The organism is Brevundimonas sp. SL130 (assembly GCF_026625805.1).
In the GTDB taxonomy this organism is placed as follows: domain Bacteria; phylum Pseudomonadota; class Alphaproteobacteria; order Caulobacterales; family Caulobacteraceae; genus Brevundimonas.
The window spans coordinates 2,677,593-2,688,961 of record NZ_CP113064.1 but is presented as its reverse complement, the minus strand read 5'-3'; the positions used below and the strand labels follow the sequence as shown (position 1 = coordinate 2,688,961).

Below are 11,369 nucleotides of genomic sequence, written 5' to 3'. Positions count from 1 at the left end.
GCCTTGACCCCAGTTTCGGACATCGCCGCCAAAACCCCTGCCTGGGTCTGCGCGCCCGGCGTGCTGAAGGTCCCGTTTCTCGACGTCTTTCTGAACGAATACGACCTGCGTCGCCTGCCGGGCGCCGAGGTTCAGGCCGTGCTGGGCTGGGGCATGAAGCCCACCGCCGCCGCCGGTCGTCGCTGGGCGGAAGCGAACAACCGCCCCTATGTCGCGCTGGAGGATGGCTTCCTGCGCTCGGTCGGCCTGGGGGAGGCGGGGGCGGCCAGTCTCAGCCTGATCGTCGATGATCTGGGCGTCTATTATGACGCCACCCGGCCCAGCCGGCTCGAACATCTGATCCAAACCGCCGACGCCTGGTGCGACGCCGCAACGACCACCCGCGCCCGCGCCCTGATCGACCGGATCGTCGCCTCGGGCGTGTCCAAGACAAACATGGGCGGGCCGCTAGACCCCGGCCTGCTGCGGCCCGGCCGCCGCGTCCTGATCGTGGACCAGACCTTCGGCGACGCCTCCATCGGCTATGGGCTGGCGACGCAAGACAGTTTCGACGCCATGGTCGCCGCCGCCCGGCGTGACGAACCCGAGGCCCAACTGATCGTCAAACGCCACCCGGCGGTGGCGGCGGGCAGGAAGCGGGGCTGCGTCACCGACCTGTCCGGCGTCACCCTGGTGGACGCCGACGTGCGGCCGGCCGACCTGCTGGCGGCGGTGGACGCCGTCTATTGCGTCACCTCTGCGCTCGGATTCGAGGCCCTGTTGCGCGGCCTGCCGGTGCGCTGTTTCGGGGCGCCCTTCTATTCCGGCTGGGGGCTGACGACCGACGCCGTGGCCACCGGCCGACGCGGCGTCGCCCGCACGGTGGAACAGGTCGCCGCCGCCGCCCTGATCGCCTACAGCCGCTATGTCGATCCCGTCACCGGCGAGCGGTGTGAGGCCGAACAGGCGCTGGAGCGGTTGATTGCGCTCCGTGACCGCGCCGACCGTCTGGCGGGGCCCTGGTCCGCCGTCGGCTTCGCCCCGGCCAAACGGCCGCCGGTGCGCCGCCTGCTGAACTCGCCCAAGGCGCGGATGCGATACTTCATGTCGCCGTCCCGCGCCGCCGCCCATGCCGCCGCCACGAACGGCCGGCTGATCTGGTGGGCGGGCAAGGAGAGCGAGGCCGTGCGCCAGGCCGCCGCCGACTTTAGCGGCCCGACCGTCCGCATGGAGGACGGCTTCATCCGCTCGCGCGGCCTGGGGTCGGATTTCGTCGGCGCCCTGTCCGTCGCCCTGGACGACCAGGGCGTCTATTACGACCCGTCGCGCCCGTCGCGGCTGGAGACCCTGATCGAGACGACCGAGGCCACGCCGGAGCAACTGGCCCGCGCCGCCGCCCTGCGGACCCGCATCGTCGAGGCGGGCCTGTCGAAATACAATCTGAAGGGCCAGGCGCCGGCCGACTGGCCTGCGGATCGCGACATCCTGCTGGTCGTCGGCCAGGTCGAGAACGACAAGTCGATCCTGCTGGGCTGCGAGCCCGATCTGGCCACCAACTCCGCCCTGGTCGAGGCGGCGCGGGCCGATCATCCCGACGCCTTCCTGGTCTATCGCAACCACCCCGACGTTTTGGCCGGCAACCGGCCGGGTCGGCTGGAGGCCTCGGCCCTGGCCTCGGTGGACGCCAGCGCGGACGGGTTGGACATCATCGACTGCCTGAACGCCTGCGCGCGGGTGGCGACCCTGACTTCCCTGACCGGGTTCGAGGCCCTGATGCGGGGCAAGGCCGTGTCGGTCTATGGCCGGCCCTTCTATGCGGGGTGGGGTCTGACCGACGACCGGCTGGGGTTTGAACGCCGGACCCGCCGGGCGACCGTCGATCATCTGATCCTGGCCGCCCTGATCCATTATCCCCTCTATGTCACCCCGACGGGCTGGCCCTGCGAGGCCGAGGATCTGGTCCAGGCCCTGATCGCCGCCCGCGACCAGCCGCCGCCCAAGGCGCCGCGCGGCCAGATCCAACGCTGGGCCGCGGGGATCATCGCCAGTCTCGACCGCAGGCCGCCGCCGTCCTATTGAAGGCGTTCGCAAAGGAAACTGTCTACCCGTGACCCACGCCGTTATTGCCGCCACCGGCCTCTTCACCCCCGAACAATCGGTCTCCAACGCCGAACTGGTCGACAGCTACAACGCCTGGGCCGACGGCTGGAACGCCCGCCACGCGGCCCAGATCGAGGCCGGCGAGCTGGAGGCGAAGTCGCACTCCTCGCCCGAGTTCATCGAAAAGGCCTCGGGCATCAAACAGCGGTTCGTGCTGGACAAGGCCGGGGTGATCGACCCCGAACGGATGGCGCCCAACCTGCCGGAACGCAGCAATGACGAGCTGTCGATCCTGGCCGAGATGGCGGTCAAGGCCGCCCGCCAGGCCATTGAGGCCTGGGGCAAGCCGGTCAGCGAGATCGGCGCCGTCCTTTGCGCCGCCTCCAATATGCAACGCCCCTATCCGGCCATGGCCATCGAGGTGCAGCAGGCCCTGGGGATCGAGGGCTTCGCCTTCGACATGAATGTAGCCTGTTCTTCCGCCACCTTTGGCGTCAAGACGGCGGCCGATTTCATCGCCGGCGGGTCGGTCAAGGCCGTGCTGATGGTCAACCCCGAGGTCTGTTCGGCCCACCTGAACTTCACCGACCGCGACAGCCATTTCATCTTCGGCGACGTGGCCACGGCGGTGATCGTGGAGTCGTCAGAGACGGCCGGACCGGGCGGCTGGGACGTGCTGGGGTCGCGGCTGAAGACGGTCTTCTCGAACAATATCCGCAATAATTTCGGCTTCCTGAACCGCAACGCCCGCGACACCGACCATCTGGATTCGCCGGTCGCCGACGACAGCGCCCAGAACGACAAGCTGTTCATCCAGCAGGGCCGCAAGGTCTTCCGCGACGTGGTGCCGATGGTGTCGGACATGATCATCGACCACGCCGGCGAACTGGGCCTGAACCCGCACGAATTGAAGCGGTTGTGGCTGCACCAGGCCAACATCAACATGAACACCATGATCGGCAAGAAGGTGCTGGGCCGCGAGCCGTCGTCGGATGAGAATGTCATTATCCTGGACGACTACGCCAACACCTCCTCGGCCGGCTCGATCATCGCCTTCCACCTGCACAACGACGGCTTCGCCCCCGGCGAGACCGGCCTGATCTGCAGCTTCGGCGCCGGCTATTCCGCCGGGACGGTGTTCGTGCGCAAGCGCGGCTAGGCGGCGGGCTTGCCCGTCTGCGGGTGAGCCTTCTTCCATTCCATCGCCCGCCGGACGCGGTTCTCGACGCTGGGGTGGTCGTAGAACAGGAACTCCTCGACGGCCGAGGGCGAGGGCGCACGGTATTCGGCGGTCTTGACCAGGGCCTTGGACAGGCCGTCGGGCTCATTGGCGTGGACCAGCGAGAAATGGTCCGCATCCTCTTCGATCGTCCGGGTCATGGTCGCGAACACCGGCGTCGCCAGCACGCCCAGGAAGGCCAGGATCAGAGCCAGCACCGGCAGGCCGGCCGGATCGGCGATCTCGCCCACCCTGTCGGCGCCCAGCAGCCTGCGCCCCAGCGGATACAGCCGGTCGGTCAGCCAGAAGGCCAGGGCCGTCAGCCCGACCAGTATCGCGACCATCCACAGCACATGACTGCGCGCATAATGGCCCATCTCGTGGCCCACCACGCCGCGCACCTCGGCCAGGTCCGCGCCCTTCTTGAACATGGTGTCGCTCATCGCCACCCGCGCCGAGCCGAACAGGCCCGAGACATTGGCGGTGTAGCGGTCGGACTGTTTGGAGCCGTCATAGATGAAGATCTTGTCCGACGGCGTGCCCGTCTCCTCGGCCAGGGCCACGACGGCGTCGCGCACGGGTCCGTTGGGGGCGGGGGTATAGGTGTTGAAGATCGGCTCGATCACCAGGGGCGAAACGATCAGGCCGACCACGATGAAGGCGGCCGTGACGCCGGACGCCCAGGCCCACCAGAACCGCCGCGCGCGCCGGATCAGCGCATAGATGGCCACCAGCAGCAGCGACGTCACCACGACCGAGATCGCCGCCCCGATCGCCGCCTCGCCCAGCCATCCGCCCAGGGCCTGGCTGGTCAGGCCGTATTGCTTCTCGCGCCACCAGCTTTCGTAGATCGACCAGGGCAGGGTCAGCACCCAGCTCATCACCGAATAGATCAGGGCGACGACGAAGCTGACGGCCAAAGGCCTGCGACGCCTCCGCTCCATCCGGCTGCGGATCATGACCAGCAGGTCGGTGCGCACGATGATCCAGGCGACGAGGGCGGAAACCAGGAAGCCCCACAGGATCAGCCAGTGCGATCCTTGCGTATAGGCCACCGCCCGCGCGGTCTCCTGCGGCGACAGCGTCGCCAGCCATTGAGTGGTCGCCGCAGCGGGATCGAAATCGGTCATTAAAGTCTTCCCTTTAAAGAACCAGAGCGCTTGATCCGCGTTATGTCAGGTTAATTCCTGTCCATGATGATTTTCGGGTCGGCCACGCTTGAATCCTGTACGGGTTTTTGCGACGCCTTTCTTTGTCGAGAACAGGGGAGTTCCCAGATGGCTCAGACGACACCGAAGACGGTGCTGGAAAGCCTGGCCCAGGATATCGCCGCCGTGCTCAAGAGCATGGGCGGTTCGGCCCATCAGAACCTGGTCGTGGACTGCGTCGCGGCCCTCAAACGTCAGCGCGGCGAGGCGGTCAACACGCCTGATCTGCGCCAGAAGATCATCGAGACCTTCGAACAATATCGGGACTGGTTCATCCGTCCGTTCGGCGAAGGCTCGCAACGCTGGGCCCTGGCCGGCGACTTCGCCTAAACCGCACAGCAGAAGGCGCGCTCCTCGCGGAGCGCGCCTTCTTCATTTCGCCTGATCCCTGGGATCAGAAGCGGCGGATGTAGCTGACCGAATAGGCGTCGGCTTCGCCCGCGTCGTCGCGGTAGTCGCGACGGGTCCAGTCGGCCCGCACGCCGTTCACGCCATCGACGTAGTAGTTGGCGCCCACGCCATAGTTCCAGCTGTCGCCGCCCACGTCGGTATTGGCGCCGGGGAACTCCTGCTTCAGCTCGGTGTGGCCGTAGCCGCCGCGCGCGAACAGCTCCAACTTGTCCGACACCGGGTATTTGCCGACCACATAGCCGGCGGCGTCCCACTCGTGCTTGGTCGAGCCGTCGACGCCGGCGACGGTAAAGTCGTCGTCCTTCACGCCGACCGAGGCTTCGGTCTCGACGGCCAGGTAACGGTTCAGGTTTACGCCCAGACGACCGGTGACGGCGCCCGTGGTTGCATTGTCGCCTTCAAGATGAGTGTAGCCCAACGAGCCGTAACCGCGCGGCTCTGGATTGGTTTGCGCAAAGGCCGGTGCAGCGATTGCAGACACGGCGACAGCCGCGAGAAGAATGTTACGCATTGTTTCTTATTAACTCCTAGATGTGATCACCTGGTGGATCATCGGCCCCATCCAGCGAATGCTTAAATAGATGACGCCGTCGTCTGTTCCATGGCGGGTCAAACGCGGCCGACGTCTGTGCGCGCGGAGACACACACTGCGTTCCGTCAAGTACGACGAAAATGCGACGCCCAACGAAAAGGGGCGGCGCCTCGCAGCGCCGCCCCTGGTCCCAGACCCTGATTGACGGATCAGCGGTCCTTTTCACGCTCCACATTCAGCGCCGCCTGGGCCGCCGCCAGTCGGGCGATGGGCACGCGGTAGGGCGAGCAGGAGACGTAATCCAGCCCAGCCTTTTCGCAGAAGGCGATCGACGACGGGTCGCCGCCATGTTCGCCGCAGATGCCCAGCTTGACCTCGGGCCGCACGGCGCGACCCCGCTCGGCCGCGATCTCGATCAGGCCGCCGACGCCGTCCTGGTCCAGACGCACGAAGGGGTCTGTCTCGAAGATGCCCTTGTCCAGATAGGCCTGCAGGAACCGCCCCGAGTCGTCGCGGCTGATGCCGAAGGTCGTCTGGGTCAGGTCATTGGTGCCGAAGCTGAAGAACTGGGCGTATTCGGCCAGGTCCCCGGCGCGGATGGCGGCGCGGGGCAGTTCGATCATGGTCCCGACCAGATAGTCGACGCTGTCGCCGGCGTCGGCGAACACGGCCTGGGCCGTGCGGTCGGTCAGCTCACGCAGATATTTCATCTCCAGACCCAGGGCGACCAGCGGGTGCATGATCTCCGGGATCGGCGCCACGCCCGAGCTCCTCTTCACCGCCAGCGCGGCCTCCAGCACGGCCCGCACCTGCATCTCGTAGATCTCGGGATAGGCCACGCCCAGCCGGCAGCCGCGGTGGCCCAGCATGGGGTTGGTCTCGTGCAGCTCCTTGGCCCGGCGCTTCAGCTTCTCGGCGTCGATGCCCGACGAGGCGGCCAGGGCGTCGATGTCCTCGTCCGTGTGGGGGATGAACTCGTGCAGCGGCGGGTCCAGCAGGCGCACCGTCACCGGCAGACCGGCCATGATCTCGAACAGTTCGACGAAGTCAGACTTCTGGAACGGCGCGATCTTGGCCAGGGCCGTGCGGCGTCCCGCCTCGTCGTCGGCCAGGATCATCTCGCGCACGGCGGCGATCCGGGTGTCGTCGAAGAACATGTGCTCGGTCCGGCACAGGCCGATGCCCTCGGCGCCAAAACCGCGCGCGGTCTTGGCGTCCAGCGGCGTCTCGGCATTGGCCCGCACCTTCAGGCGGCGCACCTTGTCGGCCCAGCCCATCAGGGTCTGGAAGTCGCCGGTCAGTTCCGGCTCGATCATCGGCACGGCGCCGTCCAGCACCTCGCCCTTCGAGCCGTCGATGGTGATGATCTCGCCGGCCTTGAAGGTGCGGCCGCGTGCGGTGAAGACGCCCTTGGCCTCGTCGATGTGGATCTCGCCGGCGCCCGAGACGCAGGCCCGGCCCATGCCGCGCGCCACCACGGCGGCGTGGCTGGTCATGCCGCCCCGCGCCGTGACGATGCCGCGGGCGGCGTGCATGCCGTGGATGTCCTCCGGGCTGGTCTCCTCGCGCACCAGGATGACGGCCTCGCCCAGGCCGGCCATCCGTTCGGCCTCGTCAGCGTCGAACACGATCTTGCCGGTCGCCGCGCCGGGCGAGGCGGGCAGGCCGGCGGCGACCACGGTGCGGGCCGCGTCCGGGTCCAGGGTCGGGTGCAGCAGTTGGTCCAGCGCCGACGGCTCGACCCGGCTGATCGCCTCTTCCTGGCTGATCACACCTTCGGCCGCCAAATCCACGGCCACCTTCAGCGCCGACTTGGCGGTGCGCTTGCCGTTGCGGGTTTGCAGCATCCAGAGCCGGCCCTGTTCGACCGTGAACTCGATGTCCTGCATGTCGCGGTAATGGCTCTCCAGCGTGTTCACCACCGTGACGAACTGGCCGAACACCTCGGGCATGGCCTCTTCCATCGAGGGGGCGGTCTCGCCCATCTCCTCGCGGCCGATCTTGGTCAGGCTTTGCGGCGTGCGGATGCCCGCGACCACGTCTTCGCCCTGGGCGTTGATCAGGAACTCGCCGTACAGGCGCGCCTCGCCGGTCGAGGGGTTGCGGGTGAAGGCCACGCCGGTGGCCGAGGTCTCGCCCATATTGCCGAACACCATCGACTGGACGCTGACGGCCGTGCCCCAGCTCTCGGGGATGTCGTGCATGCGGCGATAGAATTTGGCCCGGTCGTTCATCCAGCTGGCGAAGACGGCGCCGACCGCGCCCCACATCTGGTCGCGAGGATCCTGCGGGAAGGGGTGGCCCAGTTCGCGTTCGACCACGGCCTTGTAGTCGACGACGATCCGTTCCCAGTCCTCGGCCTTCAGATCGGTGTCGATGCTGACGCCCAGCCGATCCTTGTGTGCGTCCAGAACCTCTTCGAAATCGTCGTGGCTCAGGCCCAGCACCACGTTCGAATACATGGTGATGAAGCGGCGGTAGGAGTCGAAGGCGAAGCGCCGGTCGCCCGACAGTTTGGCCAGACCCTCGACCGTCTGGTCGTTCAGGCCCAGGTTCAAGACCGTGTCCATCATGCCCGGCATCGACGCCCGCGCGCCCGATCGCACCGAGACCAGCAGCGGGTTCTCGACATCGCCGAAGGTCTTGCCAACGATGGCTTCGACCTTGGCCAGGGCGGCCTTCACCTGGTCTTCCAGATCGGCGGGATAGGTCTCGCCGTTGGTGTAGAAATAGGTGCAAACCTCGGTCGTGATGGTGAAACCGGGCGGGACGGGCAGTCCGAGCGAGGACATTTCCGCCAGGTTCGCGCCCTTGCCGCCGAGAAGATTCTTCATCGACGCGTCGCCGTCGGCGGACCCGCCGCCGAAGCCGTAAACCCACTGAGTCATCTATAGCCCCTGAGCTAGGAGAAGGTTCGGCGGGTTGGCCCGCTCGCAGATGCAACATGATCTAGCGCGGCAAAACCGGCTTGACCATGGCGGATGTAACAATGCGTGAGCGGGAAACCGGTTTCCCATGCTCAGGGCCGGCGTCACCCCCCGTTCGCCTTCGCGAACGGGGAGGCGAGGTCATCGGTTTTCGCCGACTCGGAACAGCAACGACCCGTCGCCGTAGGAATAGAAGCGGTAGCCGTCAGCGACGGCGTGGGCGTAGGCGGTCTTCATCGCAGCGCGGCCGGCGAAGGCGCTGACCAGCATGAAGAGGGTGGATCTGGGCAGGTGGAAATTGGTCATCAGCACGTCCACGGCGCGGAAGCGGTAGCCGGGGGTGATGAAGATGGCGGTGTCGCCGTGGAAGGGGCGGATCTCGCCGGCCTCGGTCGTGGCGGATTCCAGCAGGCGTAGCGAGGTGGTGCCGACGCAGACGATGCGGCCGCCGGCGGCGTGGACGGCGTTCAGGGCGGCGGCGGTCTTGGGCGAGACCTCGCCCCATTCGCTGTGCATCTTGTGGTCGGCCAGGTCGTCGGCCTTGACCGGCAGGAAGGTGCCGGCGCCGACGTGCAGGGTGACGGCGTGGGTCGAGACGCCCCTGGCCCGGATCGCCTCGAGCAGGGCGGGGGTGAAGTGCAGGCCCGCCGTGGGGGCGGCGACCGAGCCGTCGTGTTCGGCGAAGACGGTCTGATAGTCCGACCGGTCGCGGTCGTCCTCGGGCCGTTTGGCGGCGATATAGGGGGGCAGGGGCATGACCCCGACGTCGCGGATCGCGTCGTCCAGGGCCAGGCCGGACAGGTCGAACTTCAGGGTGATCAGGCCGTCGTCGCCCTTGTCGGCGACGGTGGCTTCCAGCGTCTGGAAAGCAATCCTGTCGCCCGGCTTGATCCGCTTGCCGGGTTTCATGAAGGCGGACCAGACGTCGGGGGCGTCGCGGTGGTGAAGCGTGGCCTCGACGGCGACAGTCAGGGTTTCCGTCTCGGCGCCGGGAACAGGGTTGGGACGGGTGCGGACGCCCGACAGGCGGGCGGGGATGACGCGGGTGTCGTTGAAGACCAGGGCGTCGCCGGGCCTCAGGAAGTCGGGCAGGTCGCGGATGATCCGGTCGTCCAGCGCGCCGTCCTTCACCACCAGCAGCCGTGCGGAATCGCGCGGATCGGCGGGGCGCAGGGCGATGCGGTCCTCGGGCAGGTCGAAGTCGAAATCGGCGGTCTTCATCAGGCGGGAGGTAACGTCATCGCCGCGAGGTGGAAAGGCCCTTCAGCGCGAACCCGTCGGTTGGGGGCGGGGCGTCGGTGGCTGTGACGGAGGCCGTTGCGACGTCACCGGCGGCATAGGAATACGCGGCTGTGTATTCGGAAGGACGTGGCCTTCCTCCAGTCGGCGGACATCGGCCTGCGAACCATCTTGCAAGGGGTGTGGCGACATTTCAGCCCTCATCCATGACGTAGCTGTTCATATAGTCGGCGGCGTCCCTGTCCGCAGCCTCGACCCATCTTACCTTTTCCGGCAGCGACGCGCCAGCGAACGCCCGGTTCTGAGCCGCCAGGCATTTCCGTTTTAAGGTCATGGTCCGGTTGTGGATTTCTTCTTCGCTGATCGTCAGTCGTGCGACCTTCATCCAGTCCGCTTCGGCCGCAAGCGCCAGGGTCTCCAAATCAGCACCGAATTTCGCCAGCATCCGCTTTCTGTTCTGGAAGGGGAGGTAGGGTTTCACCGCGCTGATCACCTGGGCAGCAGCGATGGCGGCGCCCCAAACCCAGCCGATGTGGTTCCAGATCGCCCAGCCTGCGATTGCGCCGCTGGACATGATCGCGGTGAAGATATTGATCCAGCGATCAATCGTCTCGACCCGCGAGTGGTAGCGGGAAATATAGATGGCGTCGCGTTTCAGGCGGGCGAATTGATCCCAATAGCGACGCTGGACGTCCTGTGTATCCATGTTGATCTCCCCTCTGATTGGACTTAGCCCAGAAGGGGGATGTCCGGCAATCTAGGGTTAGTCTCAGTTCTCCTCTAGGTGGAGTTCGCGCTCAGCCTGAACCTCCGTCCCCTTTCGGTGTTGATGGGGCATGAAAAGCCTCGCACTCCTCCCGTCCGTCCTCATCGGCGCCGTCGCCAGCGCCCGATCCATGACGCCCATGGCCGCCATAGCCGGGGTGCGGCTGGCGCACCGGAACACGCCGGGGCGATTGCTGTTGCTGGATCATCCGCTGTTCAAGTTCGGCGGCCTGGCCATGGGGGTGGGCGAGCTGTTCGGCGACAAGATGAAGTCGGCGCCTGACCGGACGGTGTTCCTGGGCCTGCTGGCGCGGGTGATGAGCGCGGGGATCGCGGGCTCGGCCCTGGCGCCGCGCGGGCGTGAAAAACTGGGTGCGGCCCTGGCGGTCGGGACGGCCGTGCCCCTGGCCTATCTGGGGCTGGCGGGGCGCAAGAGGGCGATGAAGCGGATCGGGCAGTCGAAGAGCGGCCTGATTGAGGATGCGATCATCGTGGCGGCGGGGGCTGCGGTGGTGAGTTGGGCGGTCGGAGCGTTCGACCGACGAGGCTGACGGTGTATGGCGAGAGCGCCAAATAATCAGGAGCCCTCCCCATGATCACCCGCATCCAGCCCGGCGCCCGTATGAGCGAAGCCGTGGTTCACGGCGACACCGTCTATCTGGCCGGCCAGGTCGGAGAGCCCGGCGATGATGTGATCGCCCAGACGAAGACGGCGCTGGCCGAGGTCGACGCCCTGCTGGCCCAGGCGGGCAGTGACAAGTCCAAGATCCTAATGGCCCAGATCTGGCTGGCCGATATCGCCGATTTCGACGCGATGAACAGCGTCTGGGACGCCTGGGTCGACACGGCCAATCCGCCGGCCCGCGCCACGGGCGAGAGCCGGCTGGCCTCGCCGGACTACAAGGTCGAGGTGATCGTCATCGCCGCCAGGGGCTGACGGGGCGGGGGATAAGGCGGTTGACCCGGCGGTTTGCAGACTGCAAACCGCC

General features: G+C 67.0%; 10 protein-coding genes. 5 read left to right on the top strand and 5 right to left on the bottom strand.

The window, feature by feature from the left end:
- The first annotated feature begins 3 nt into the window (after positions 1-3).
- Positions 4-2,058, top strand: a complete 2,055-nt coding sequence (locus OU998_RS13165; protein WP_267514073.1) for a capsular polysaccharide biosynthesis protein — start codon at positions 4-6, stop codon at positions 2,056-2,058.
- Between the two features lie 28 nt (positions 2,059-2,086).
- Positions 2,087-3,238 (top strand): beta-ketoacyl-ACP synthase III, encoded by a 1,152-nt coding sequence (locus OU998_RS13160; RefSeq protein WP_267514072.1) that lies wholly within the window; start codon positions 2,087-2,089, stop codon positions 3,236-3,238.
- Here the strand turns inward: OU998_RS13160 and OU998_RS13155 are convergent.
- The gene (locus OU998_RS13155) at positions 3,235-4,428 is read right to left on the bottom strand and encodes a M48 family metallopeptidase (protein ID WP_267514070.1); all 1,194 of its coding nucleotides are present in this window, start codon (positions 4,426-4,428) and stop codon (positions 3,235-3,237) included. The two genes, OU998_RS13160 and OU998_RS13155, sit on opposite strands and share 4 nt — an antisense overlap.
- 147 nt (positions 4,429-4,575) lie before the next feature.
- Here OU998_RS13155 and OU998_RS13150 point away from each other — a divergent pair, with 147 nt between their 5' ends.
- The gene (locus OU998_RS13150; protein WP_267514068.1) at positions 4,576-4,836 is read left to right on the top strand and encodes a hypothetical protein; all 261 of its coding nucleotides are present in this window, start codon (positions 4,576-4,578) and stop codon (positions 4,834-4,836) included.
- Between the two features lie 64 nt (positions 4,837-4,900).
- On the opposite strand, the gene OU998_RS13145 is transcribed toward OU998_RS13150, so the two are convergent.
- From OU998_RS13145 to OU998_RS13130, 4 genes are all read right to left on the bottom strand, one after another.
- Positions 4,901-5,428, bottom strand: a complete 528-nt coding sequence (locus OU998_RS13145; RefSeq protein WP_267514065.1) for a porin family protein — start codon at positions 5,426-5,428, stop codon at positions 4,901-4,903.
- 230 nt (positions 5,429-5,658) lie between these two features.
- Positions 5,659-8,337 (bottom strand): pyruvate, phosphate dikinase, encoded by a 2,679-nt coding sequence (gene ppdK, locus OU998_RS13140; RefSeq protein WP_267514064.1) that lies wholly within the window; start codon positions 8,335-8,337, stop codon positions 5,659-5,661.
- 180 nt (positions 8,338-8,517) lie between these two features.
- Positions 8,518-9,597, bottom strand: a complete 1,080-nt coding sequence (gene queA, locus OU998_RS13135) for a tRNA preQ1(34) S-adenosylmethionine ribosyltransferase-isomerase QueA (RefSeq protein ID WP_267514063.1) — start codon at positions 9,595-9,597, stop codon at positions 8,518-8,520.
- A 211-nt stretch (positions 9,598-9,808) separates the two neighbouring features.
- Entirely contained in the window at positions 9,809-10,321 is a 513-nt protein-coding gene (locus OU998_RS13130) for a hypothetical protein (RefSeq protein ID WP_267514061.1), read from the bottom strand.
- 130 nt (positions 10,322-10,451) lie between these two features.
- Between OU998_RS13130 and OU998_RS13125 the strand changes: the two genes are divergently transcribed.
- Both OU998_RS13125 and OU998_RS13120 read left to right on the top strand, forming a co-directional pair.
- Complete coding sequence (locus OU998_RS13125; RefSeq protein ID WP_267514059.1) at positions 10,452-10,931, top strand: hypothetical protein; 480 nt, start codon at positions 10,452-10,454, stop codon at positions 10,929-10,931.
- Positions 10,932-10,972: 41 nt separating this feature from the next.
- Positions 10,973-11,317 carry a RidA family protein gene (locus tag OU998_RS13120; protein ID WP_267514057.1) on the top strand — a complete coding sequence of 115 codons (345 nt, stop codon included), beginning with the start codon at positions 10,973-10,975 and terminating at the stop codon, positions 11,315-11,317.
- Positions 11,318-11,369 lie beyond the last annotated feature (52 nt).